22 protein-coding genes and 1 riboswitch are annotated in these 24019 nt (G+C 70.8%); of the genes, 15 read left to right on the top strand and 7 right to left on the bottom strand.

Annotated elements, in window-relative coordinates:
• The first annotated feature begins 139 nt into the window (after positions 1-139).
• The 11 genes from I6J71_RS35175 to I6J71_RS35125 all read left to right on the top strand — a co-directional run bounded on the left by I6J71_RS35175 (position 140) and on the right by I6J71_RS35125 (position 13349).
• Complete coding sequence (locus I6J71_RS35175; RefSeq protein WP_204090791.1) at positions 140-1507, top strand: glutamine synthetase family protein; 1368 nt, start codon at positions 140-142, stop codon at positions 1505-1507.
• Positions 1488-2228 carry a gamma-glutamyl-gamma-aminobutyrate hydrolase family protein gene (locus tag I6J71_RS35170; protein ID WP_204090790.1) on the top strand — a complete coding sequence of 247 codons (741 nt, stop codon included), beginning with the start codon at positions 1488-1490 and terminating at the stop codon, positions 2226-2228. Before I6J71_RS35175 ends, I6J71_RS35170 begins: the two co-directional genes overlap by 20 nt.
• Positions 2225-3649 carry an aldehyde dehydrogenase gene (locus tag I6J71_RS35165; protein WP_204090789.1) on the top strand — a complete coding sequence of 475 codons (1425 nt, stop codon included), beginning with the start codon at positions 2225-2227 and terminating at the stop codon, positions 3647-3649. Before I6J71_RS35170 ends, I6J71_RS35165 begins: the two co-directional genes overlap by 4 nt.
• A 5-nt stretch (positions 3650-3654) precedes the next feature.
• Positions 3655-4422, top strand: a complete 768-nt coding sequence (locus I6J71_RS35160) for a 3-oxoacyl-ACP reductase (protein ID WP_204090788.1) — start codon at positions 3655-3657, stop codon at positions 4420-4422.
• A gap of 165 nt (positions 4423-4587) precedes the next feature.
• Positions 4588-5010, top strand: a complete 423-nt coding sequence (locus I6J71_RS35155) for a hypothetical protein (protein ID WP_204090787.1) — start codon at positions 4588-4590, stop codon at positions 5008-5010.
• Positions 5011-5082: 72 nt separating this feature from the next.
• Positions 5083-5175: riboswitch (glycine riboswitch) on the top strand.
• A 78-nt stretch (positions 5176-5253) separates the two neighbouring features.
• Positions 5254-8145, top strand: coding sequence for an aminomethyl-transferring glycine dehydrogenase (gene gcvP, locus I6J71_RS35150; protein WP_239154094.1), 2892 nt, complete (start codon positions 5254-5256; stop codon positions 8143-8145).
• Between the two features lie 6 nt (positions 8146-8151).
• Positions 8152-9243: a glycine cleavage system aminomethyltransferase GcvT gene (gene gcvT, locus I6J71_RS35145; RefSeq protein ID WP_204090786.1), complete on the top strand. Its 1092-nt coding sequence runs from the start codon at positions 8152-8154 to the stop codon at positions 9241-9243.
• A 65-nt stretch (positions 9244-9308) separates the two neighbouring features.
• The gene (gene gcvH / locus I6J71_RS35140; RefSeq protein WP_204090785.1) at positions 9309-9686 is read left to right on the top strand and encodes a glycine cleavage system protein GcvH; all 378 of its coding nucleotides are present in this window, start codon (positions 9309-9311) and stop codon (positions 9684-9686) included.
• A complete protein-coding gene (gene glyA / locus I6J71_RS35135; RefSeq protein ID WP_204090784.1) occupies positions 9686-10960 on the top strand; it encodes a serine hydroxymethyltransferase in 1275 nt (424 codons plus the stop codon). The genes gcvH and glyA overlap by 1 nt, the downstream gene beginning before the upstream one ends.
• Positions 10957-11961, top strand: a complete 1005-nt coding sequence (lipA, locus tag I6J71_RS35130) for a lipoyl synthase (protein WP_204090783.1) — start codon at positions 10957-10959, stop codon at positions 11959-11961. The genes glyA and lipA overlap by 4 nt, the downstream gene beginning before the upstream one ends.
• A gap of 17 nt (positions 11962-11978) precedes the next feature.
• Entirely contained in the window at positions 11979-13349 is a 1371-nt protein-coding gene (locus I6J71_RS35125) for an L-serine ammonia-lyase (protein ID WP_204090782.1), read from the top strand.
• 643 nt (positions 13350-13992) lie between these two features.
• On the opposite strand, the gene I6J71_RS35120 is transcribed toward I6J71_RS35125, so the two are convergent.
• Together I6J71_RS35120 and I6J71_RS35115 are read right to left on the bottom strand one after the other, a co-directional pair.
• Positions 13993-14184, bottom strand: coding sequence for a hypothetical protein (locus I6J71_RS35120; protein WP_204090781.1), 192 nt, complete (start codon positions 14182-14184; stop codon positions 13993-13995).
• Positions 14181-14789: a helix-turn-helix domain-containing protein gene (locus I6J71_RS35115; RefSeq protein ID WP_204090780.1), complete on the bottom strand. Its 609-nt coding sequence runs from the start codon at positions 14787-14789 to the stop codon at positions 14181-14183. The genes I6J71_RS35120 and I6J71_RS35115 overlap by 4 nt, the downstream gene beginning before the upstream one ends.
• Positions 14790-14860: 71 nt before the next feature.
• On the opposite strand from I6J71_RS35115, the gene I6J71_RS35110 reads away from it, so the two are divergent.
• From I6J71_RS35110 to I6J71_RS51330, 3 genes are all read left to right on the top strand, one after another.
• Positions 14861-15580, top strand: a complete 720-nt coding sequence (locus tag I6J71_RS35110) for a FadR/GntR family transcriptional regulator (protein WP_239154093.1) — start codon at positions 14861-14863, stop codon at positions 15578-15580.
• A gap of 64 nt (positions 15581-15644) precedes the next feature.
• Positions 15645-16454: a transglycosylase domain-containing protein gene (locus tag I6J71_RS51335; RefSeq protein ID WP_370542015.1), complete on the top strand. Its 810-nt coding sequence runs from the start codon at positions 15645-15647 to the stop codon at positions 16452-16454.
• Positions 16451-17239, top strand: a complete 789-nt coding sequence (locus tag I6J71_RS51330) for a hypothetical protein (RefSeq protein ID WP_370542014.1) — start codon at positions 16451-16453, stop codon at positions 17237-17239. The genes I6J71_RS51335 and I6J71_RS51330 overlap by 4 nt, the downstream gene beginning before the upstream one ends.
• A 688-nt stretch (positions 17240-17927) precedes the next feature.
• Here the strand turns inward: I6J71_RS51330 and I6J71_RS35100 are convergent.
• Positions 17928-18584 carry an O-methyltransferase gene (locus I6J71_RS35100; RefSeq protein ID WP_204090778.1) on the bottom strand — a complete coding sequence of 219 codons (657 nt, stop codon included), beginning with the start codon at positions 18582-18584 and terminating at the stop codon, positions 17928-17930.
• A gap of 19 nt (positions 18585-18603) precedes the next feature.
• A complete protein-coding gene (locus I6J71_RS35095) occupies positions 18604-19428 on the bottom strand; it encodes an ABC transporter ATP-binding protein (protein ID WP_204090777.1) in 825 nt (274 codons plus the stop codon).
• A 128-nt stretch (positions 19429-19556) separates the two neighbouring features.
• Between I6J71_RS35095 and I6J71_RS35090 the strand changes: the two genes are divergently transcribed.
• The gene (locus tag I6J71_RS35090) at positions 19557-20894 is read left to right on the top strand and encodes a PLP-dependent aminotransferase family protein (RefSeq protein WP_204090776.1); all 1338 of its coding nucleotides are present in this window, start codon (positions 19557-19559) and stop codon (positions 20892-20894) included.
• A 3-nt stretch (positions 20895-20897) separates the two neighbouring features.
• Here the strand turns inward: I6J71_RS35090 and I6J71_RS35085 are convergent, their stop codons facing one another.
• The 3 genes from I6J71_RS35085 to I6J71_RS35075 form a co-directional block, all read right to left on the bottom strand.
• On the bottom strand, positions 20898-22658 hold the full coding sequence (locus I6J71_RS35085) for a hypothetical protein (RefSeq protein ID WP_239154092.1): 1761 nt from the start codon (positions 22656-22658) through the stop codon (positions 20898-20900).
• Between the two features lie 314 nt (positions 22659-22972).
• Positions 22973-23650: an SDR family oxidoreductase gene (locus I6J71_RS51325; RefSeq protein WP_370542013.1), complete on the bottom strand. Its 678-nt coding sequence runs from the start codon at positions 23648-23650 to the stop codon at positions 22973-22975.
• A complete protein-coding gene (locus I6J71_RS35075) occupies positions 23586-23789 on the bottom strand; it encodes a hypothetical protein (RefSeq protein WP_204090775.1) in 204 nt (67 codons plus the stop codon). Before I6J71_RS35075 ends, I6J71_RS51325 begins: the two co-directional genes overlap by 65 nt.
• Positions 23790-24019 lie beyond the last annotated feature (230 nt).

The following is a 24019-nucleotide window of genomic DNA, read 5'->3' as shown; positions in this document are numbered from 1 at the left end:
CTTCTCAGCCGGGCAACCCGGACATACGCGACGTTAACGCAAAGGACCAAAAAACTACCTTTGGCCAGATTGACCGCGCGAGCCCGGTGCAGGTAGGAAGAACCCTCAAAGGATCCCATCCAAACCTTTGGGCGGTGCGATGGCAGGCAGGCGAGGGTTGCTGACGCTCGATGCGCTCCGGGAGCAGGTCGCGGCGGGTTCGATCGACACGGTGCTCGTCGCGATCACCGACATGCAGGGCCGGTTGCAGGGCAAACGCTGCTCGGCCGAGTACTTCCTCGAACAGGTGGCCGGGCACGCCACCGAGGCATGCAACTACCTGCTCGCCGTCGACGTCGACATGAACACCGTGGACGGCTACGCGATCTCCTCGTGGGAGGCCGGCTACGGCGACTTCGTGTTGCGCCCCGACCTCAGGACCCTGCGCCGGCTGCCGTGGCACGAAGGCACGGCGCTGGTGCTCGCCGACGTCGAGCGCGTGGACGGCGGCGGCCCCGTCACGGTGTCGCCGCGGCAGATCCTGCGCCGCCAGCTCGAGCGGCTCGCCGAACGCGACCTCGAGGCGTTCGTCGGCACCGAACTCGAGTTCATCGTGTTCGACGACAGCTACGAAGCCGCGTGGGACAAGCGTTACCAGGACCTCAAGCCCGCGAACCAGTACAACGTCGACTACTCGATGCTCGGCACCGCCCGCATCGAGCCGCTGCTGCGCCGCATCCGCAACGAGATGGCGGGCGCCGGCCTCTACCCCGAGTCGGCCAAGGGTGAGTGCAACCCCGGCCAGCAGGAGATCGCCTTCCGCTACGCCGAGGCGCTCACCACGTGCGACAACCACAGCGTCTACAAGAACGGCGCCAAGGAGATCGCGGCGCAGGAGGGCAAGAGCCTCACGTTCATGGCGAAGTACAACGAACGCGAAGGCAACTCCTGCCACATCCACCTCAGCCTGCGCACGACGGACGGCAAGACCGTGTTCCCCGGCGACGGAGACCACGGCTTCTCGAAGCTGATGCAGCACTTCCTCGCCGGGCAGCTGGCCGCGCTGCGCGAGCTGACCTACTTCTTCGCCCCGAACATCAACTCCTACAAGCGGTTCGTGCGCGGCAGCTTCGCGCCCACCGCCGTCGCGTGGGGCACGGACAACCGCACCTGCGCGCTGCGCGTGGTCGGCCACGACGACTCGCTGCGCGTGGAGAACCGCGTGCCGGGCGGCGACGTGAACCCGTACCTCGCCGTCGCCGCGCTGATCGCCGCCGGCCTGCACGGCGTCGAGAACGAGCTGCCGCTGGAGCCGGAGTTCACGGGCAACGCGTACGGCTCCGACAAACCGACCGTGCCCACCACTTTGGGTGAAGCCGCCGACGTGCTCTCGGGGAGCCGCATCGCGCGCGCGGCGTTCGGCGACGAGGTGGTCGACCACTACCTGAACGCGGCCCGCGTGGAGCGGGACGCGTTCGAGAAGGCCGTGACCGACTGGGAGCTGATCCGTGGCTTCGAACGCCTCTGAGTCATCCGGCAGCCGGCCCGTCATCGGGCTGAGCACCTACGTCGAGCAGGCGAAGTTCCTGGCCTGGGACACGCAGGCGACGCTGCTGCAGCGCGTGTACGCCGACTGCGTGGTCGCCGCCGGCGGGATCCCGGTGCTGCTGCCGCCGGTCACCGACGCGTACGCGAGCCTCGTCGACCGCGTCGACGGGCTCGTGCTCACCGGTGGCGCCGATGTCGAGCCGCACCGGTACGGCGCCGAGCCGCACGCCGCCACGTACATGCGCCCGGACCGCGACGCCTTCGAGTTCGGTCTGTTCGAAGCGGCCCGCGCGGCCGACAAACCGGTGCTCGGCGTGTGCCGCGGGCTGCAGGTGATCAGCGTGGCCCTCGGCGGCACGCTCACTCAGCACCTGCCCGATGCGCTCGGCGACACGGCGCACCAGCCGGCGCCCGCGACGTTCGGCACCAGCAGTATCAAGCTCGTCGGCGGCACGCGCGCGGCGGCGCTGCTCGGGCCCGAGACGAAGGGCCAGTGCTACCACCACCAGGCGATCGAGCGCCTCGGCGCCGGCCTCATCGCTTCCGGGCACGCGCCCGACGGCACTGTCGAGGCCGCGGAGCTGCCCGGCGCCGAGTTCGTGCTCGGCGTGCAGTGGCACCCCGAACAGGACACCGACGACGTGCGGCTGTTCGCGGCACTGGTCCGCGCAGCCGGCGAAAACGCTGAGAGGGAGGCATGACCACTGATTTCGACGCCGCCGCGGGAGGGAGTACGCCGGCGGTCTTCGACGTGCTCAACCCCGCCACCGAGCAGCTGGTGCGGACGGTCGAGCTCACGAGTGCCGAAGAGACCGACGCGGCGATCGCGCGCGCGCACGCGGCGATCGCGCGCGCGCACGCGGCGTTCGGAGCGTGGCGCGCGGTGGCGCCCGGCGACCGCGCGCGGCTGCTGCGCCGCTTCGCCGACACTGTCGAGGCGGACCTCGAGCACCTCGCCCGGCTCGAGGTCACCAACTCCGGCCACACCATCGGCAACGCGCGCTGGGAAGCAGGCAACGTCCGCGACGTCCTGGACTACTACTCCGCGACGCCGGAACGCCTCATCGGCCGGCAGATCCCCGTGCCGGGCGGGCTGAACGTGACGTTCCACGAGCCGCTGGGCGTGGTGGGCGTGATCGTGCCGTGGAACTTCCCGATGCCGATCGCCGGCTGGGGGTTCGCGCCGGCGCTGGCGGCCGGCAACACCGTGGTCCTCAAGCCCGCCGAGCTGACGCCGCTCACGGCGCTGCGGCTCGCCGAGCTGGCGCGGGAAGCGGGGATCCCCGAGGACGTGTTCCAGGTCCTGCCCGGCAAGGGCGGGGTCGTCGGGCAGCGGTTCGTGGACCACCCGTTGGTGCGCAAGATCGTGTTCACCGGCTCGACCGAGGTCGGCAAACGGATCATGGCCGGCTGCGCGGCACAGGTGAAGCGCGTGACGCTGGAGCTCGGCGGCAAGAACGCCAACATCGTGTTCGCCGATGCCGACCTGGAGAAGGCCGCCGCGACCGCGCCCTACGGCGTGTTCGACAACGCCGGCCAGGACTGCTGTGCCCGTTCGCTGATCCTCGTGCAGCAGAGCGTGCACGAGCGGTTCATGGAGCTGCTGGAACCCGCCGTGAAGGGCGTGGTGGTCGGCGATCCCGGCGCCGAAACCACCGAAATGGGTCCGCTCATCTCCGCGGCGCACCACGCGAAGGTCTCGTCGTACGTCACGAAGGACACCCCCGTCGCGTTCCGCGGCAGCGCGCCCGACGGGCCCGGCTACTGGTTCGCGCCCACCGTCGTGACGCCGGCGAGCCTGGCCGATCCCCTGGCCACCGACGAGATCTTCGGCCCGGTCGTGGCCGTCGTCCCGTTCACCGACGAGGCCGACGCGATCCGCATGGCCAACCACACCGACTACGGCCTCTCCGGGTCGATCTGGACCCGCGACGCCGGGCGGGCGTTCCGCGTCGCGCGCGGTGTCGAGGCCGGCAACCTCTCGATCAACTCGCACTCCTCGGTGCGCTATTGGACGCCGTTCGGCGGGTTCAAGCAGTCCGGCCTCGGCCGTGAGCTCGGCCCCGACGCGCCGGCGGCCTTCACCGAGACCAAGAACGTATTCCTGAGCACGGAGGAATGAGACCCATGGTGCAGCGTTTCGAGGGCCGCGTCGCGGTGATCACGGGCGGGGCCAGCGGCATCGGCCTCGCGTCGGCGCGCCGGCTGGCGAGCGAGGGCGCGAAGATCGTGATCGGCGACGTCTCGCCCGACGCCGGGAAGGCAGCGGCCGACGAGGTCGGCGGCTTGTTCGTGCCGGCCGACGTGACCGACCCGGAGCAGGTGGAGGCGCTGTTCCGGACGGCCGTGGACACCTACGGTTCGGTCGACGTCGCGTTCAACAACGCCGGCATCTCGCCGCCCGAGGACGATTCGATCCTCACCACTGACTTCGAGGCGTGGGACCGCGTCCAGCGCGTGAACCTGACCTCGGTGTACCTGTGCTGCAAGGCCGCGCTGCCACACATGCGGCGCCAGGGCCGCGGCTCGATCATCAACACCGCGTCGTTCGTCGCGGTCATGGGCGCGGCGACGTCGCAGATCTCCTACACCGCGTCGAAGGGCGGTGTGCTCGCGATGAGCCGCGAGCTGGGGGTGCAGTTCGCGCGGGAGAACATCCGCGTCAACGCGCTGTGCCCGGGACCGGTCAACACGCCGCTGCTCAAGGAGCTCTTCGCGAAGGATCCGGAACGCGCGGCGCGGCGGCTCGTCCACGTGCCGCTCGGCCGCTTCGCCGAACCGGAGGAGATCGCGGCCGCGGTCGCGTTCCTGGCCAGCGACGATGCCAGCTTCATCACGGCGTCGCAGTTCCTCGTGGACGGTGGCATCTCGGGCGCCTACGTCACTCCTCTGTAGCCGGGCTGCAGCAGGACGAGGACGTCACCGCGACGGGTTGATCTTCCGCCTGTTCCGGTGGCGAACTCCCGCACGCGGTTCGGGCGTGGGTAGACCGGAACGGTCGGCGGCCGGTCCGGCCGCCCGATCCGGGAGGGTGTCATGCCGATCCGCCGAAGGTCTCCCATGCTGCAGGAGATCGCCGACCTGTGCGAGCTGTGCCGGGTCCGGTGCGGGCGAGTGTTCGCGCGCCGGACGGATCCTGAACTCGTGCGGATGGGGCCGGTGATGCCGGCCGCCGTGTCGATGTCGCGCTTGTGCGCCGACACGCTGGACAGCTGTTCGGGTCCGGCTGCCGACACGGCGGTGGTGCGGATGTCGGTGAAAGCGATGTGCGCCGAGGCCGCGAGGTTGCTTTCGCTGTGCGCGCAGGCGTGCCTCGCGAGCGGCGACGAGGAGATCCGCGACGTCGCCGCGCTGCTCACCCGCTGCGCCGACGGGTGCGCCCTGCTTGCCGGGCCCGCGAAGATCACGGGAGTGCCCGTCCCGCTGCCTGAGCAGGCCCGCCAGCAGCGCGTTGTCACCAGCGGCTCGGCGGGTGTGGCGTGAACCGTCCGAGGTAGACTGCCGAGTGAAGCGGCAGGTACCGTGGCCGCACACCCAACTGCATACCGGGCCGTTCGAGCAGGAGCGGGAGAGCCCCATGTGACCAGTGGGGCACCGAAGGAGCAAACTCCCCGGAATCTCTCAGGTACCCACTACCGCTTCGTGCGAGGCCACTCTGGAAAGCAGGCGCACCCGCGCCTCACCCAAGGTGAAAGCCGCGTTGCGCGGTGAAACTCTCAGGTGCCCATGACAGAGGGGGAGTTCCCTGCGCACCGCTGCGCCCGGTGCCCGGCCCGAGGAGCTCCCATCACCTCCACACCGTTCGAAGCCCGCCACATCGGCCCCGCCGTGGCCGAACGGGCGAAGATGCTCGCCGAATGCGGTTACGGAAGCCTGGACGCCCTCGTGGAGGCGGCCGTCCCGTCCGCGATCCGCGCCACCCGTGACCTGGACCTGCCCGCGGCCGCGTCTGAGGAGGCCGCCACCGCCGAGCTGCGTGCGCTCGCCGCGCTCAACCGGCCGATGACGCAGATGATCGGGCTCGGCTACTCCGACACCGTCACGCCGGGCGTGATCCGCCGCAACGTGCTCGAGAACCCCGCGTGGTACACCGCTTACACGCCGTACCAGCCGGAGATCTCTCAGGGTCGACTCGAGGCGCTGCTGAACTTCCAGACGATGGTCGCCGACCTCACCGGCCTGGCCACCGCCAACGCGTCGCTGCTCGACGAGTCGACCGCCGTCGCCGAGGCCATGACGCTGATGCGCCGCTCGTCCAAGTCGAAGTCGAACGTGCTCGTCCTCGACGCCGAGTGCCTGCCGCAGACCATCGCGGTCGTGCGCACGCGCGCCGCGGCCCTGGGCATCGAGGTGCAGGTGCGCGACCTGCTCACCGGCCTGCCGGAGGAGTTCTTCGGCGTCGTCGTGCAGTACCCGGGCGCCTCGGGCGTGCTGCGCGGGCGCGGTTTCTACCACGCGATCTCCGAGGCCGCGAAGACCGCGGGCGCGCTCTACACCGTGGCCGCGGACCTGCTGGCGCTCACGATGATCACGTCGCCGGGCGAGTTCGGCGCCGACGTCGCCGCGGGTTCGACGCAGCGCTTCGGCGTGCCGCTGGGCTACGGCGGCCCGCACGCCGGCTACCTGGCGGTGCGCGCCGGTCTCGAGCGTTCGCTCCCCGGCCGGCTCGTGGGCGTCTCCGTAGACGCCGACGGGAACCTGGCGTACCGCCTGGCGCTGCAGACGCGGGAGCAGCACATCCGCCGTGAGAAGGCGACGTCGAACATCTGCACCGCGCAGGTGCTGCCGGCCGTGCTGGCCGCGATGTACGCCGTCTACCACGGCCCGGACGGGCTCAAGGCGATCGCGACCCGCGTGCACGAACTGGCGGCGGGCTTCGCCGCGGCCCTGCGCGCCGGTGGCGTGGAGGTCGTGCACGAGTCCTTCTTCGACACGGTCGTGGCGCACGTCCCAGGCCGCGCCGCCGAGATCCACGCGGCCGCGCGCGACGCGGGCATCAACCTGGGTCACGTCGACGCCGACCACGTGCGCGTGGCCTGTGACGAAGTCACCCGCGCCGACATCCTCGCGAAGGTGCTGCGCGTGTTCGGAGTGGACACCGACTGGTCCGCGGCCACCGCGCTGCCTGCCGGGGTTGTCCGCGAGAGCGGGTTCATGGCCCACGAGGTGTTCAGCACGCACCGCTCCGAAACGGCCATGCTGCGCTACCTGCGCAAGCTCGCCGACCAGGACTACGCGCTCGACCGCGGCATGATCCCGCTCGGCTCGTGCACGATGAAGCTCAACGCCACCACGGAGATGGAACCGATCAGCTGGCGCGAGTTCGCGGGCCTGCACCCGTTCGCGCCGGCCGAGGACGCCGAGGGTTACCACCGGCTCGTCGAGCAGCTTTCGGGCTGGCTCGCCGAGGTCACCGGCTACGACGAGGTGTCGCTGCAGCCCAACGCGGGCAGCCAGGGTGAGCTGGCGGGCCTGCTCGCGATCCGCGGGTACCACCACGCGAACGGTCAGCCCGAGCGCGACGTGTGCCTGATCCCCTCGTCGGCCCACGGCACCAACGCCGCGTCCGCCGTGCTCGCGGGCATGCGCGTGGTCGTGGTGAAGTGCACCGACGAGGGCAACGTCGACCTCGAAGACCTGCAGGCCAAAGTCGACACCCACCGCAACACGCTCGCGGCGATCATGGTCACCTACCCGTCCACGCACGGCGTGTACGAACACGGCATCGAGCGCCTCGCGAAGATCGTGCACGATGGCGGCGGCCAGGTGTACGTCGACGGCGCGAACCTCAACGCGCTGCTCGGCCTGGCGAAGCCGGGCGAGTTCGGCGGCGACGTGTCGCACCTGAACCTGCACAAGACGTTCTGCATCCCGCACGGCGGTGGCGGCCCCGGCGTCGGCCCGGTCGCGGTGCGCGCGCACCTCGCGCCGTACCTGCCGAACCACCCGCTGCTGGAGCAGGCCGGCCCCGCCACCGGCGTCGGCCCGATCAGCGGCGCGCCGTACGGTTCGGCCTCGATCCTGCCGATCTCGTGGGCGTACGTGCGCATGATGGGCGGGCCCGGCCTCACTGCGGCCACGAAGGTCGCGGTGCTCGCCGCGAACTACGTCGCAGCCCGGCTCTCGCCGCACTACCCGGTGCTCTACACCGGGCAGGACGGCCTGGTCGCGCACGAGTGCATCCTCGACCTGCGCGGCATCACCAAGGACACCGGCGTGACGGTCGACGACGTCGCGAAGCGGCTCATCGACTACGGCTTCCACGCACCGACGATGTCGTTCCCAGTCGCGGGCACGCTCATGGTGGAGCCCACCGAGAGCGAGGACCTCGGCGAGATCGACCGCTTTTGCGCGGCGATGATCGCCATCCGCCACGAGATCGACGAGGTCGCGGCGGGCCGCTGGACCGCGGAGACGAGCCCGCTGCGCGGTGCCCCGCACACGGCGGAGTCGCTGGTCGGCGAGTGGACCGCCGACTACGACCGCGAGCTCGCGGTGTACCCGGCGGGCGTGTCGCGCAAGAACAAGTACTGGCCGCCGGTGCGGCGGATCGACGGGGCGCGCGGCGACCGCAACCTCGTCTGCTCCTGCCCGCCCCTCAACGCGTACGAAGGCTGAGAACTCGTGTCCAAGGAGACTTCCCTGCACGCCGTCCACAAGGGACTGGGTGCGCTGTTCACCGACTTCGCGGGCTGGTCGATGCCGGTCCGCTACGCCAGTGAGCTGGCCGAGCACAAGGCCGTGCGCGAGGCGGCCGGGCTGTTCGACCTGTCGCACATGGCCGAGATCCACGTCCGCGGCGCGCAGGCCGCGGACGTGCTCGACTTCGCGCTCGTCGGCAACCTCACCGGAGTGAAGCCGGGCCGCGCGCGGTACACGATGATCTGCGACACCGACGGCGGCGTGCTCGACGACCTGGTCGTCTACCGCCTGGCCGACGAGGAGTACCTGGTCGTCGCCAACGCGGGCAACGCCGAGGTCGTCGCCGGCGCGCTGGCCGAGCGCGTGGCGGGGTTCGACGCCGTCGTGGAGAACCGGTCCGCGGACACCGCCCTGATCGCCGTGCAGGGCCCGCGCGCGGTCGACGTGCTGGCCGCCGTGACCGACGCTGACCTGGGCGCGCTCAAGTACTACGCGAGCGTGCCCGCCGCGGTGAAGGGGCACGACGTGCTCCTGGCCCGCACCGGCTACACGGGCGAGGATGGTTTCGAGCTGTTCGTGCCCACGGCCGAGGCGCCCGCGTTGTGGCGGATCCTGACCGAGGCCGGTGAGCCGCACGGGCTCGTCCCGTGTGGTCTCGCGTGCCGCGACACGCTGCGGCTCGAAGCCGGGATGCCGTTGTACGGCAACGAGCTCACGCGTGAGCTGAACCCGTTCGCCGCGGGGCTGGGCCGCGTGGTGAAGTTCGACAAGCCCGGTGATTTCGTCGGCCGGGCCGCGCTTCAGGAGCTGGCGGAGGCCGACGTCCCGCGCGTGCGGGTCGGCTTGCGCGGCGCCGGGCGGCGGGCCCCGCGGCACGGCTACCGCGTGCTGTCCGGCGAGACCACCCTGGGCGAGGTGACGAGCGGTGCCCTCTCGCCGACGCTGGGTTACCCGATCGCCATGGCGTACGTCGATCGGGCGTACGCCGAGCCCGGTACGAAGCTTTCCGTCGACATCCGGGGCAGGATCGAGCCCGTCGAGGTCGTCGACCTGCCCTTCTACTCCCGGGCCTGAGAGCCCGGCCGCCGCCCCACCACCCGCAACGGAGCGGCTGCGCCGCACTGAAAGGATTCCGGCAAGTGAGCATTCCCCAGAACCTGTCCTACACCAAGGAACACGAGTGGCTGTCGGTCACCGACGGCGTGGCGACCGTGGGCATCACCGCTTTCGCCGCCGAATCGCTCGGTGACATCGTGTTCGTGCAGCTGCCGGCCGTCGGCGGCACGGTCACCGCGGGTGAGGTGTTCGGCGAGGTCGAGTCGACGAAGTCGGTGAGCGAGCTGTACTCGCCGGTGAGCGGCGAGGTCGTGGAGGTGAACGAGGCCACATCGGAGACCCCCGAGGTCATCAACTCCGACCCGTACACCGAAGGATGGCTCCTGAAGGTGCGGCTCACGGGCGACGTCCCGGAGCTGCTCGACGCCTCCGCGTACGCCGCGCTCACCCAGGAGAACTGATGACGACTTTCGACGCCCACCTGTCCGATGTGGACCCGGAGGTCGCCGCGGCCGTGGCCGCTGAGCTCGACCGCCAGCAGTCGACGCTGGAGATGATCGCGTCCGAGAACTTCGCGCCCGTGGGTGTGCTCGAAGCGCAGGGCTCGGTGCTGACGAACAAGTACGCCGAGGGATACCCCGGCCGGCGCTACTACGGCGGCTGCGAACACGTCGACGTCGTCGAGCAGCTGGCGATCGACCGCGCGAAGGCGCTGTTCGGCGCCGAGCACGCCAACGTGCAGCCCCACTCGGGCGCGCAGGCCAACGCGGCGGCGATGTTCGCCGTGCTGAAGCCGGGCGACACGATCCTGGGCCTCGACCTCGCCCACGGCGGCCACCTCACGCACGGGATGAAGATCAACTTTTCCGGCAAGCTCTACAACGTGGTGGCCTACCACGTCGACAAGGAGACCGGGATCGTCGATCTCGCCGAGATCGAGCGCCTGGCCGTGGAGCACAAGCCGAAGCTGATCATCGCCGGCTGGTCGGCCTACCCGCGCCAGCTCGACTTCGGCGAGTTCCGCCGGATCGCCGACCTCGTCGACGCTCGGCTGATGGTCGACATGGCACACTTCGCCGGCCTGGTGGCCGCGGGGCTGCACCCGTCGCCGGTGCCGCACGCCGACATCGTCACCACCACCACGCACAAGACCCTCGGCGGCCCGCGCGGCGGCCTGATCCTGTGCCGCGAGGAGCTGGCGAAGAAGATCAACTCGGCGGTGTTCCCCGGTCAGCAGGGCGGGCCGCTGGAGCACGTGGTCGCGGCCAAGGCCGTGGCGCTGAAGATCGCCGCGAGCGACGAGTTCCGCGAGCGGCAGGAGCGCACCCTCGAGGGTTCGCGGATCCTGGCCGACCGGCTGTCGCGTTCGGACTGCGCCGAGGCGGGCGTGCGCGTCCTCACCGGCGGCACCGACGTGCACCTGGTGCTGGTGGATCTGGTGCGGTCCGCTTCGGACGGCCAGCAGGCGGAGGACCGGTTGCACTCCGTGGGCATCACGGTGAACCGCAACGCGGTGCCGTTCGACCCGCGGCCGCCGATGGTCACCTCGGGTCTGCGGATCGGCACGCCGGCGCTGGCCACGCGCGGCTTCCGCGCCGAGGACTTCACCGAGGTCGCCCACGTGATCGCCGAAGCGCTCAAGCCGGACTTCGACGAGTCCGTGCGCCAGACGCTGCGCGGGCGCGTGGAGCTGCTGGCCAAGAAGCACCCGCTGTACGCGGACCTGTCGCGATGAGCGTGACGCCAGAGGGCCGGAAGCTGCTGCGGCTGGAGGTCCGCAACAGTGAGACGCCCATCGAGAAGAAGCCGTCGTGGATCAGGACGCGGGTGCGGATGGGGCCGGAGTTCACGGAGCTCAAGGGTCTGGTGCGGCGCGAGGGTCTGCACACCGTGTGTGAGGAGGCGGGCTGTCCCAACATCTATGAGTGTTGGGAGGATCGGGAGGCGACGTTCCTGATCGGTGGTGATCAGTGCACGCGGCGGTGTGATTTTTGTCAGATCGACACGGGGAAGCCGGCTGCGCTGGATCGCGTGGAGCCGCGGAAGGTCGCGGAATCGGTGCAGGCCATGGGGTTGCGCTATTCGACGGTCACGGGGGTGGCGCGTGATGACCTCGAGGACGGGGGCGCGTGGCTGTATGCGGAAACGGTGCGGCAGATTCACGCGCTGAACCCGGGGACGGGTGTGGAGCTGTTGATCCCGGATTTCAATGCGGATCCGGTTCGGTTGGCCGAGGTGTTCGGTGCGCGGCCGGAGGTGTTGGCGCACAACGTGGAGACGGTGCCGCGGATTTTCAAGCGCATCCGGCCCGGGTTCCGCTATGCGCGGTCGCTCGAGGTGATTGCGCGGGCCCGTGAGGCCGGTCTGGTGACGAAGTCGAATCTGATCCTCGGGATGGGCGAGACCCCGGAGGAGGTCGGGCCGGCGATGCGCGATCTGTATAACGCGGGCTGCGAGATTCTGACGATCACGCAGTACCTGCGGCCGTCGTCGCGGCATCATCCGGTGGACCGGTGGGTCAAGCCCGAGGAGTTCGTGGAGCATGCGAAGGCGGCCGAGGCGCTCGGCTTCCCCGGTGTGATGGCGGGACCGCTCGTGCGCTCGTCCTACCGCGCCGGCCGCCTGTACGCCCAGACCAAGGCCCACCGCGGCGAAGAACTGCCGGAAAACCTCCGCCACCTCGCGGACCAGGGCCCGGCCGCGCAGGAAGCCAGCTCCCTGCTGGCCAGACACTAGAGAGAAGGGGCGGATCAATGGCGATCAGCGTCTTCGACCTGTTCTCCATCGGCATCGGGCCGTCGAGCTCGCACACCGTCGGCCCGATGCGGGCTGCGCGGACCTTTGTGGACGGTCTCGCCGACGACGGCGTCCTGGACCGCGTGACGCGAGTGCAGGCGGAGCTGTTCGGCTCGCTCGGCGCCACCGGCTTCGGCCACGGCAGCGACAAGGCCGTGCTGCTGGGGCTTTCGGGTGAGCGTCCGGAGTCGGTGGACACCGACACCGTGCCCGCCCGGGTTTCCGAGATCCGGACGTCGGGCCGCCTGCTGCTCGGCGGAGCGCGGGAGATCGCGTTCGACGAGGACACCGACCTGACGATGCACCGGCGCACATCGCTGCCGGCACACCCGAACGGGATGGTGTTCCGGGCATTCGCGGGCGCGGCGGAGGTGCGTTCGCGGACGTACTACTCCGTCGGCGGCGGGTTCGTGCGGGACGAGTCGTACGAGACGGACGCGGTGTTCGTCGAGGACGCGACGCCGGTGCCGTACCCGTTCCGGACGGGCGCGGACCTGCTGGCGCACTGCGCGTCGACGGAGCTGTCGGTCAGCGAGATCATGCTGGCGAACGAACTGTCGTGGCGCTCCGAGTCCGAGGTGCGTGCGGGTCTCCTGGAGATCTGGGCCGTGATGGCTTCGTGCGTCGAGGCCGGCATCCACCACGAGGGGGTGCTCCCGGGCGGCCTGAAGGTCCCGCGGCGCGCGAAGGCGTTGCACGACAAGCTGATCGCCGAGGACGGCGCGGACGACCCGTTGTACGCCATGGACTGGGTCAGCCTGTATGCACTGGCGGTCAACGAGGAGAACGCCGCGGGCGGTCGCGTGGTCACGGCCCCGACGAACGGCGCCGCAGGGATCATCCCGGCCGTGCTGCACTACTACCAGCGCTTCATCCGCGGTGCGTCGGACGCCGGCATCGTCACATTCCTGCTCACGGCCGGCGCGATCGGCTCGATCCTCAAGCAGACCGGGTCGATCTCGGGCGCCGAAGTCGGCTGCCAGGGTGAAGTCGGCTCCGCTTCGGCGATGGCGGCGGCCGGGTTGACGGAGGTGCTGGGCGGCTCGCCGGCTCAGGTGGAGAACGCCGCCGAGATCGGAGTTGAGCACCACCTCGGGCTGACGTGTGATCCCGTGGGTGGGTTGGTGCAGATTCCCTGTATCGAACGGAACGCGGTCGGGGCTTCGAAGGCGATTCACGCGGCGCGGATGGCGATGCGTGGCGACGGTAGCCATGTGGTGACGCTGGACAAGGCGATCAAGACGATGCGGGAGACCGGCGCTGATATGTCGGTGAAGTACAAGGAGACTGCGAGGGGTGGGCTTGCGGTGAATGTGATCGAGTGTTGAGGGTGTTGCGGTTGCCGTTGCGGTGATCGTGGGCGTTCGGTCCGGCGGTGATCGTGGGGTTCGGGTCGCGGTGGTCGTTGGCCGGTTGGCCTGGCGGTGGCTGGTGGGGTGTCGCCTGGCTGTGGGGGGTTTGGCGGCGGTGAGTGGGTGGTGTTCGGCCGGCGGTGGCCGTGTGGTTTCGGGTGGGTGTGGGACGGCACCCCGACAGCCGAGTGTGACTACGTTTTGGGGCCGTTCGTCAAGGCGGGAAAGCGTACCTTGACGAACGGCCCCAAAACGTGTGCCGGCTGCGGATCGGGGCCGCAGGGAGGGGGCTGGGCGGTCCCCCGTGATCCGTAGTTGGCCGGCGGTTTTGGGTGGGGCGGAGGGCTCGCCGGTGTGGGGGTTGATCCTCGTGGTGGGTTGCGGGCGGCGTTTCAGGAGGGGGCTGGCTGTCCCGCGTGGTGAGTTGTTGGCCGGCGGGTTGGTGAGGTGCCGAGGGGGCTGGGTGGTCCCGCCTCGTGCGTTGCCGGCTGGCGGTTGGTGGGGTGCCGAGGGGCCTGGGGGTCCGATGTGGTGGCTTGTCGGCCGGTGATTGGTGAGGTGCCGAGGGGGTGGGTGGTGCCGTCGGGGCGCGTTGCGGGGTTGCGGTTTCGTTGCCGTGTCAGGCGGGCAGGGTGATCGGCGTGCGATCTTTCCGGTCGGTCACCAGGCGGAGGCCGGTGTGGACCAGGAGCCAGCCGAGGCGTTGGCGGGGCGTGTGCAGGCTGCGGGGCCGTCGGCGGCGGGAGGCGGCGGCGCGGAGCTCGGCTTGGCGGGCGTGGACGAAGTGTTCGGTGAAGTCGTGCGGAGTCATGGGGTCCCCAGTTCTTCGGTGGAGTCGGGTGCGGGTTCCGGGTGGGCGGTGCGCGGGAACGCGGCCCAGTGGGTGACCACCGCGTCGTCGCCCGGGCGGGCGGGGCGACGGTAGCGGTCGACCACGGCGAGGATGTCGTCGGACATCCGCCGGGCCTCTTCGGGCGTGAGGGAGAGCTGGTTGCTGGCCATCGAGGCGTTCTGTTCCCAACGGTCCTGCCACCGCGGGAGCTCGGCGACGAACCGCGCCTCCTCCTCGTAGCGCTGCACCACGAGCTGGTGCAGGAACGAAGCCAGGTGCCCGGCCAGTTCCGGGTCACCCGTGAAGTCACCGGCGCGCATGGTTGTCGAGTCCTGCGCGGCTTTCCACCAGCGCTCGCGTTTTGAGCCCCGACCGGGGTCTTCCGCGACGAGGCCGGCGTCGGCCAGTTGGCGCAGGTGCCAGGACGTCGTGCCGGAGCTCTCGCCGACGCGCTTGCCCAAGCCAGTGGCCGTCGCGGGGCCGTCGCGTTCGAGGAGGTCCAGCAGGCGCATCCGGAGCGGGTGGGCGAGCGCGCGCAGGGTCCGTGCGTCGAGGATCCGTTCGGTGCGTCCCTGAGGCCTCATGCCACCACTGTAGACCGCAGAGGATTCTTTGCAAAGGGTTCTCTGCAATGGAGAGGCCTAGACTCGGTCCCGTGGAAACCTCGGTGGTGAGCGCGAACCAGGCGCTGTTCCGGCCGGTGCGCGCCGGCAACGCCTTCGAGGAGACCGTCGAACGGCTGCTGCAGGCCATCCGCCTCGGGGTCGTCGGTGCGGGGGAGCGGCTGCCGTCCGAGCGGGAGCTGGCCGAGCGCCTCGGGGTCAGCCGCGTGACGTTGCGGGAGGCCATCCGCGCGCTGGCAGACGCCGGGTACGTCGAGTCGCGCCGTGGCCGCTACGGCGGCACGTTCGTGAACGAGCGACTCCCCGAGCCGGGCGAACGCGCCACCGGCGATGTCGACGCCGCCGCGTTCGAAGACGCGCTCTGCCTGCGCTACGTGCTGGAGACGGGCGCGGCCGAGGCCGCCGCCGCGCGCACGCTCAGCCCCGCCGACCGCCGCCACCTCACGAGCACGCTCGCCGAGGCCGCGGCCGCCGGCCTCACCGACTACCGTCGCAAGGACTCGCGCCTGCACCTCGCGATCGCCGAAGTCACGGCGTCGGGTTCGCTCACCACGGCCATGGCCGACGCCCGTACGCGCGTGAACCAGCTGCTCGACCGCATCCCCCTGCTCGAGCCCAACCTGGAGCACTCCAACGCCCAGCACGCGGCCATCGTCGACGCCATCCTGGCGGGCGACCCCGCCGCGGCGCGCCAGGCGATGGCCGAGCACATCGAAGGCACCGCGTCGCTGCTCCGTGCGTTCCTGGCCTGAACTGCGCTCCGTGAATTTCTGACCCGACCTCCAACCTTTCCACCCGTCCGGTCGTCGACCATTCGTGCAACCCGATACGGACGCCGACCCGGATGGAGTCCCAGCCAGTGCCACGCCCGAGCCGCTCGACGCCACCCGCGTCGGCGTCTTCGTCGGGCTGCCGCTGATCGCGTTCTGGATCGCCTACCTGCTGCTCGATGTCCGCAGCCCGCAGGACGTGCTCGCCTCCCTCGACAATACCGTGGTGCTGAACTACTCCGACGGCAGTGAGCTCCTGAAGGTGCTGCGCGCCGACGGTGATCGCTCGTTCGTGCCCTACGACAAGGTGCCCGCGAAGCTGCGCGATGCGATCATCGGCACCGAAGGCCCGACGCTCTGGGACAACGCGGGCTTCGATCCCACCGGTATCGGCCGCGCGCTGCTCACCGGTGTCGGCGGTGGTTCGGGGATCACGCAGCAGTACATCAAGAAGTCGACCAGCGACGACGACGCCACGATCACCCGCAAGCTCCAGGAACTCGTGCTGGCCACGAAGATCACGCAGCAGCAGAGCAAGGAGCAGATCTACACCAGCTACGTGAACATCATCTCGTTCGGCCGCGGCACGTTCGGCCCGGCCGCCGTGATGAACGCGTTCTTCGGCCGCCCGCTCGACAACAGCATGACCTGGAGCGAAGCCGCGTTCCTGGCCGGCATGATCCAGTCGCCGTCGGTGCACGACCCGGCCGTGTCGGGCGACGCGCACGCGGCCAAGCGCTGGCGGTACGTGCACGACAAGCTCGTGGAACGCGGCTACGTGAAGGGCGCCGACGCTGCCGCGATGTCCTATCCCGGCAAGGAGATCCTGCCGCCGTCCGAACGCGCGCGAGCGTGACGTACGGCGAGTACCACGTGAAGCAGCAGGTGCTCAGCGAGCTCGAACAGGACGGGTTCCCGCTTTCCCGGCTGCAGCAGGGAAACCTCGTCGTATTGACCACTTTGGACCGGGCCGCCCAGTCCGCCGCGCGCTCGGCGCTGGTCGGCCGGCTCAAGAGCGAGCCGAAGGAGTTCCGCGGCGCGCTCGTGTCCGTGAACCCGGCGCCGGGCGCGGTGCGCGCGTACGACGGCGGCGAGAACGGCGTGCGCGATTACGCCGGGACCGGCCACGCTCGGGTCGGCGTTCTACCCGTTGACGCTCGCGGGTGGGATCCAGGCCGGGGTGTCGCCGGACCAGCCGGTGCCGGCGCCGGCGCAGATCGACTTCCTGGGCGAGGACTTCTCGTACCCGGCTCGATGCCCGTCGAGGTGCACGCTGCGGACGGCCATGACGTCGGCGCGGACACGCCGTACCTCGGGCTGGCGAAGCGGCTCGGGCCCGACGCGGTGAGTGCGGCGGCGCGGGACGCGGGGATTCCGGCCGACGTCGACGGGACGCCGACGTTGCGGGAGAAGGACGGCTACCTGATCGGGTCCGGGATCGCGGTGGGGCGATATCCGTCGCGGCCGTTGGACGTCGTGGGTGCGTATGCGACCTTCGCCGACCACGAGGTGAAGGTGGCGCCGCATCTGGTGGACAAGGTGCTGGATCGGGAGGGGAATGTCGTGTGGGAGCACGATTCCGATCCGCAGCCGGCGTTTCCGAGGACGAGGGGGCGAGTGCGAAGGTGGCTGCGGGGGTGACCAATGTGCTGCAGACGTTCTTGCCGGATGGGAGGCCCGCGGCATTGCGGACGGGGGAGTTCCAGCACGGGAATTCCGCTGATGATCAGGATGCTCGGGCGGTGGGGTATACGCCTCAGCTGGCTACGGCCGTGTGGGCCGGGTCGGATGATGAGCGGCGGCTGTTCGATGCGGAGGGGAAGAAGGTGGTGGGGGCTTCGGTGCCGGCGGATGTTGGGAGGGAGTTCATGGTGGAGGCTTCTCGGGGGATTCCGGTGGAGGGGGAAGGGTCTGGGTCGGTGCGGCTGGTCTTCGGTGCTGATGTTGTCCTTCGCGGGGCGGGTTGCGGGGTGTTGTGGTTGGGATGCGGGCCTGCGCGGGGCGGGTTGCGAGGCGTTGTGGGGTGATGCGGGCCCTCGCGGGGCGTGTTGCGGTGCGTGTGCACCCCGAAGCGCGAGTGTGACTACGGCCGCTGACCCCGTGTCAAGACGGGAAAGCGTGCCTTGACACGGGGTCGGCGGCCGTGTTTTGGCGTCGGATCGAGGTGCTGGGCAGGGGCTGGGCGCATCACTTTTTGCGTAGGTAGGCGGCGGTGGCGTAGGTGAAGTGCGTCGCGGTTCGGGATGTTGGGGTTGGGTGCGGGACTCTTTGCTTGGTTTGGCGGCGGTTGTGTCGGTGGCTTTGCGTCGCAGTGGGCGGGGTGGCGCTGTCAGTGGACGCGGGCGAGGAGGAAGCCGTCGTAGCCTTTGTCGCCGACGGTTTGGATGGCGGTGGCGTCGAGGCGGGCGTCGGTGTGTATCGCGGTGAGCATGGTGCGGACGCCTTGGACGGCTGGGTCGCTGTTGTCCGCGTTGATGACTTCGCCGTCGCGGACGACGTTGTCGACGACGATCGTGGTGCCGGGGTGGGAGAGGCGCAGGGAGTGCTCCACGTAGGCGGCGAGGTTGGCCTTGTCGGCGTCGATGAAGATGAAGTCGAACGGGTCGCGCAGGCCCGGTAGGGTGTCGAGGGCGGCGCCGACGAGGATTTCGGCGACGTCCGGGCCGAAGCCGGCACGGTCGAGGTTCTTGCGGGCCACGGCGGCGTGCTTCGGGTCGTACTCGCACGTCACGATCCGGCCGCCGGTGGGCAGGGCGCGGGCGAGCCAGATCGTGCTGTAGCCGGCGAGGGTGCCGAGTTCGAGGATCGAGCGGGCGCCCGCCGTGCGGGCCAGCAGGTTGAGCAAACGGCCCTGCGTGGGCGAGACGGCGATCGGCGGCAGGCCGGCCGCCGCGGAGTCGGCGAGGGCGGCGTCGAGCACCGGGTCGGCGGGCAGCAGTGCGTCGCCGAGGTAGTCGTCGACTGCGGTCCAGAGTTCGCGGTTCATGGCACCTCCACTGCCGAATCTACGCAGCCCGGCGGTCCGCCTTCGGGATCACCAGCGGCGTCCCCGTCTCCGGGCACGGCATCACCCGGCAGGGCAGCTCGAAGATCTTCTCCACGTTCTCCGCCGTCACGACCTCGCCGGGTGCGCCGGTCGCGAGCACGCGGCCGGCGCGCATGGCGATCATGTGGGTGGCGTAGCGGGCGGCGTGGTTGAGGTCGTGCAGGACCGCGACGAGCGTGCGGCCTTGCTCGGCGTGCAGCTGCGCGCACAGGTCGAGGATGTCCATCTGGTGCGCGATGTCCAGGTACGTCGTGGGTTCGTCGAGCAGCAGGTCCGTCTGCTGCGCCAGGGCCATCGCCAGCCAGACGCGCTGGCGCTGGCCACCGGACAGCTCGTCCACGAGCCGCTCGGCGAGATCCGCCACGCCGGTGGCCCGCATCGACTCGGCGACCACCGCCGCGTCCTCGCGGCACCACTGGTGCAGCAGGCGCTGGTGCGGGTAGCGGCCCCGCGCGACGAGATCGGCGACGGTGATGCCGTCGAGCGCCACGGAACTCTGCGGCAGCAGCCCGCGGCGCCGCGCGACCTCCTTGGCGCCGTAGCTGGAGATCACCGCGCCGTCGAGGTACACGGAGCCCTTGCGCGGCTTGAGCATCCGCGCGAGCGCGCGCAGCAGCGGGGTCTTGCCGCGCGCGTTGGGGCCGACGATGAGCGTGAACGACTTGTCCGGGATGACCACGCCGAGGTCTTCGGCGACGGTTCGCCCGTCGTACGCCAGGGTCAGTTCCTCGGCGTGCAGCCGGGGCTCGGTCCGGGTCGGCGCTTCCGCGATCGTCTGTTCCATACAGGTTAGGCTAACCTAGTGACCCTCGTTCGGGGAGTTCCGTGGGCCGCATTCGCCGAACGTGACCAGCCGGTGCCATCATGCGGACAAGGGGTACAGGCGTTCTTCCGGCGGGAACGAAGGTGGCGATGGACGACTACCGGGTCGTCGCGGACGAGCTCGCCGCCGACATCGAAGCGGGGCGGCTGCGGCCCGGCGATCGGTTCCCGCCGCAACGCCGCTTCGCTCGCGACCGCGGCATCGCCGGCTCCACCGCCGCCCGCGTGTACGGCGAGCTGATCCGCCGCGGCCTCGCGGTCGGCGAGGTCGGCCGGGGCACGTTCGTGCGGGCCGCGCGCCCCGCCCCTGAACCCGCGCTCGCCGAACCCGGCGACGCCCGTGTGGACCTCGAACTCAACTTCGCCGTGCTGCCGAGCCAGTCGGCGAAGCTCGCGTACGCGCTCGAGCCGTTGCTGCGCGCCGACGTGTTCACCGACGCGCTGCACCCCGTCGGCGCCGCCGGTACGAAAGCCGTGCGCGAAGCCGCCGCGACGCTCCTGAGCCGCGGTGCGTGGACGCCGGACCCCGCAACGCTCCTCGTGACCGGCAACGGCCGGCAGGGCATCGCCGCGGCGATCTCGGCCTTCGTGCCGCTGGGGGAGCGGCTCGCCGTCGAAGCCCTGACCTACCCCGTCGTGAAGGCCCTGGCGACGCGGCTCGGCGCCGAGCTGGTGCCGATCGAAACCGACGAAAACGGGCTCGTGCCCGCCGCGCTCGAAGCCGCCCACTCGGCGGCGCCCGTCCGCGCGCTGTACGTCCAGCCGACGCTGCACAACCCGCTCGGGCCGACGATGCCGCCCGCACGCCGAGCCGAACTGGCCGGCGCCGTCCGGCGGCTCGGCCTGCCCGTGATCGAAGACGGCATCTACACGTTCCTCCGGCCGGAGGTCGAACCGCTCGCCGCCCTCGTGCCCGAGCGCACCGTGTTCGTCGACAGCCTCTCGAAACGCGTCGCACCCGGCCTCACCGCCGGGTTCGTGGCACCGCCCGCCGCCTGGACGCCGCGGCTCGCGGGCGCGATCCGCTCGGGCGGCTGGGGTGCCACGCGGTTCGCGATGGAGGCCGCCACGCGCTGGATCACCGGCGGCGCGCTGGCGGAAGTGGAAGCCGCGAAGCGCGCCGACGCGGCCGAACGCGCCGCGATCGTCGACGAGCGCCTCACCGGGTTCACCGTCGCCGGCGACCCCGCCGCGTACCACCGTTGGTGGCAGCTGCCGGAGCAGTGGCGCGCCGAGACGTTCGTCGCCGCGGCCGCGCGCCGCGGCATCGCGCTCTCGCCCGCCGCGTCGTTCGCGGTGCTGCCGGGTCACGCGCCCAACGCCGTGCGGCTCGCGGTTTCCGCGCCACCGAAGGAAACCCTCGTCGCCGCGCTCGACGTGCTCGCCACACTGGCGGCCGGTTCGCCCGACGACACGCTGCTGGACTGAACCTCAGCGAGCCCACTCGCCGACGAAGCTCCCGCACGTCACCGGCTGCCCGGTCAGCTTCGCGCGCAACGCGTTCTCCAGGCCCAGGTAGTCGACATTCGGCGTGGTCACCGGCACCCGCGCGGGGACCGGCCCGCCGGCGGCGAGCGTGGTGTTCGGCACGGTCTCGAACAGCACGAGGTAGCCGCCCTCGCGGTTGAGTTCGCCGGCCGTCGCGAGCATCCGCTGCGGCGCGTCACCGACGATCTCCAGCGGCAGCGGCCACTCCAGCGGGAACGGGTTGCGCAACCCGAACGCGGGGTACGCGAACGGGTTGTCGGGCAGCACGGCGGTGCGCGCGGCAGGGTAGCGCTGGAGGCAGTCGCGGATCTGGGCGACGTAGGCGAACGTGCTCGGGTTCGTCCGGATACCGGTCAACGCCGGCGCAACGGAGCCGAGGTCGGCCGTCAGCTCATCGTGCGACAGGTCGAGGTACGCGGCGTCGTCATGGTGCGCGACGACAACCCAGCCGCACACCGCGACGGTCACCAATCCCGCCGTCGTGGTGAGCCACGTGCGGCACACCACCGGCGTGAGGTCCGGCACCACCGAGGCGAGCAGCAGCACCGCCGTGAGCGCCAGGGAACCGGTGAGCAGCGTCGGGGTGTCGTTGCCCCACGACAGGCTCGCCATGAACCCCGTCGCGAGCACCAGCAGCGCGGGCCAGGACACACGCCGCCACACGGCCGCGTGCACCACCACCGCCACGGCGAGGATCCACCACAGCACGTCGGCCCAGCGCGACGAACCGGTGAGCCTCCCGTCCGCCACGGTCCCCGCCACCGCGGCCACCCCACCGAGCGCGAGCAGCCACGACATCCACCGCGCGGCCACGCCGAGCCGGTCGCCGGCCAGCCGCACGCCCAGCAGCACCACGGAGACCACGGCGAAGAACGTCAGCCCCCGCACCGGTGGCCGCAGCAGCGACTCCGGGTCCGCCAGCCACAGCTCCAGCAGCCGCTCGCCGTACGCGGGCACACCGCCGGTGACCTGGCTCACCATCTCCGCGAGCCCGCCACCCGCGCTCACCCAAGCCACGTAAGCGATCCCGAACGCGCCGAGAGCGGCCACGTCACCCGCGAGGCGCCGGGAACGGTTCGGGTAGCACAGCGTCCAGACCAGCCCGATCACCGCGGCGAGCGCGAAGCTCTGCTTCATGAACGCGGCGGCGCCCAGCAGAGCCAGCCCGCCGAGCCGCGCGTACGGATTTCCCTTGCGCAGGCCCGAATCCAGCGCCCACGCGCCGCACGCGGTGAGCGTGATCCCGTCGACGGTGTGCCAAGCCATGAGCGGAAACCCGTTGAGGTTCAGCAAAGCCGCCGCGGCGACGAGCGCCGTGCGGCCCGGTCCCCACGACAGCACCGGCCGGCGCGTCACCAGCGCGGCGAACGCGATCGTCGTCAGCGCGATCTGCACCATCGCAAGACAGCTCGACGCGAAGAACAGTGGCCCGGGCAAGCCGAAGTCGACCACGTGCAAGATCGCCGAACCGAGCGGGCGCGCGGAGATGATGTCGGCGTGCGGCACTTCGCCCTGCAGCACGCGCCAGGCCTGCGCGAGGATGAAACCCTGGTCGGTGGGGTGGAAGCCGAACCGGCCCACGCGCAGCTCGGTCGCCACCGCGAGCACGAGCACCCACGCGGCGTGCGCGCTCCACCGCAGCGCCACCTGCCGCCACCGAACCCCCTCGGCGGCCGTGGGCAGCGCCGCACCGGCGACGTCCACGCTGTCCTCTTCCCCTTCCCCGCACCCGGTCTGGACAGCGATCGTAACTGTAATTTCTGCCGCTGTATCTTTTGCCTCGGCTTCGCCGAGGCGGCGAGATCGCCTTTGAGCCGGTGTTGGGATCGAGCGGTCGGATCGGCCGGGGGCCGATCGCACCGCTCGATCCCGACACCGGCGCGATCTCGCGTGGTGGTTGCGTTGGGACTCGGTTGCCGGGGTCAGGCGCGGCGGCAGAGGAGGCGTGGCGATTGCGGCGAGGGCGGTGGGCGTGGGCAGGCAAGGCTGGTTGCGGGCGTCCGGCGCGGATTCCGGCATCAGGCTCGGCGGCGTGGTCCTCGTGGTGGATCAGGTGCTCCGTCGCGGCCATGACGTGGTCGACGGGCGCGACGTTCGTGGCATTGAGGCCGGATGCCGCGAGCGGCGGCCGGCGGGACAGGGCGGCGAGGGGCGAGATCGCCGGCAGTACGGGCCGGCGATCTTGTCCATCTCGCCGGTGCGCGATCGCCGACGGCAGCTGAGGGCCGGTACACGCGCAACGGCGTGCGGACGAGCTCCTCGCTCTCGAACTTCGTTGCGTGGTAAGGGGAGCCGAAGGTCTGGGCCGGGTCGAAGTCGGCCTCCGTGAAGCGCCCGGCGTAGCCACCCGTCACGGCGATCGATGACACGTGGTGCAGCAGCCCGGCATCGGCCGCGAAGTCCAGCGCGTTCCGGGTGCCCGTGACGTTCGCCACACGATGGTGTCCGTAGCCGGCCCCGGTGCACGAGGTGCCCCATCGCGGCGACGACAGAGTCGACCGGCCAAGTTCCGCAAGCGACCATGGCGCGAGATCGCCAAAAGGCGATCTCGCCCGCCTCGGCGGAGCCGAGGCAGACAACGCCGAGGCAATTGATACAGCTCTACTTACTCGCGAGTAGCAACGATGGTTGTCACTCGGGGTGCTGCGCCACGGCCACGATGGCGTCGCGCAACGCGGCCCGCAGGCGCCCGACATCGAGCGGTCCCAACACGGCCGCTTCCCCCGGCGGTGCCACGAGCACGATCTTGTCGTCGCTGCTCACGAACACTGTCACGTCCCTGCGCCTGCCGGCCAGATCCCGGCAGCCGATCGACCACTCGTCCCGATCCGTCACGGCACTCGCCCTCCGATTCGCGGTCGTCCTCGTGCATCGTGCGCGGGTGGGACCGCGACCTCACGCGGCTCTTACGCGGGTTCACCCGAATTGCCTACGACCGGGTTTTCAACGCTGTAGCACAGTCGGGGGGACAGGATGTGCCGTTCGCGCAACGGGAGTAGCGTCCACGCGGCAGATCGCGGAGACCCGCTCATCGGGGTCGCAATCGCGAAATCACCAGTCGTGGG

Origin of the sequence: Amycolatopsis sp. FDAARGOS 1241 (assembly GCF_016889705.1) — a bacterium.
In the GTDB taxonomy this organism is placed as follows: Bacteria; Actinomycetota; Actinomycetes; order Mycobacteriales; family Pseudonocardiaceae; genus Amycolatopsis.
This window is presented reverse-complemented; position numbering and strand designations above follow the sequence as displayed.

Coding starts and splice junctions, on each gene's coding strand:
- I6J71_RS35175 (WP_204090791.1), top strand. CDS start 140: ATGGCAGGCAGGCGAGGGTTGCTGACGCTCGATGCGCTCCGGGAGCAG.
- I6J71_RS35165 (WP_204090789.1), top strand. CDS start 2,225: ATGACCACTGATTTCGACGCCGCCGCGGGAGGGAGTACGCCGGCGGTC.
- I6J71_RS35160 (WP_204090788.1), top strand. CDS start 3,655: ATGGTGCAGCGTTTCGAGGGCCGCGTCGCGGTGATCACGGGCGGGGCC.
- I6J71_RS35155 (WP_204090787.1), top strand. CDS start 4,588: ATGCTGCAGGAGATCGCCGACCTGTGCGAGCTGTGCCGGGTCCGGTGC.
- gcvP (WP_239154094.1), top strand. CDS start 5,254: ATGACAGAGGGGGAGTTCCCTGCGCACCGCTGCGCCCGGTGCCCGGCC.
- glyA (WP_204090784.1), top strand. CDS start 9,686: ATGACGACTTTCGACGCCCACCTGTCCGATGTGGACCCGGAGGTCGCC.
- lipA (WP_204090783.1), top strand. CDS start 10,957: ATGAGCGTGACGCCAGAGGGCCGGAAGCTGCTGCGGCTGGAGGTCCGC.
- I6J71_RS35125 (WP_204090782.1), top strand. CDS start 11,979: ATGGCGATCAGCGTCTTCGACCTGTTCTCCATCGGCATCGGGCCGTCG.
- I6J71_RS35120 (WP_204090781.1), bottom strand. CDS start 14,184: ATGACTCCGCACGACTTCACCGAACACTTCGTCCACGCCCGCCAAGCC.
- I6J71_RS35115 (WP_204090780.1), bottom strand. CDS start 14,789: ATGAGGCCTCAGGGACGCACCGAACGGATCCTCGACGCACGGACCCTG.
- I6J71_RS35100 (WP_204090778.1), bottom strand. CDS start 18,584: ATGAACCGCGAACTCTGGACCGCAGTCGACGACTACCTCGGCGACGCA.
- I6J71_RS35095 (WP_204090777.1), bottom strand. CDS start 19,428: ATGGAACAGACGATCGCGGAAGCGCCGACCCGGACCGAGCCCCGGCTG.
- I6J71_RS35090 (WP_204090776.1), top strand. CDS start 19,557: ATGGACGACTACCGGGTCGTCGCGGACGAGCTCGCCGCCGACATCGAA.
- I6J71_RS51325 (WP_370542013.1), bottom strand. CDS start 23,650: ATGTCGGGCGCCTGCGGGCCGCGTTGCGCGACGCCATCGTGGCCGTGG.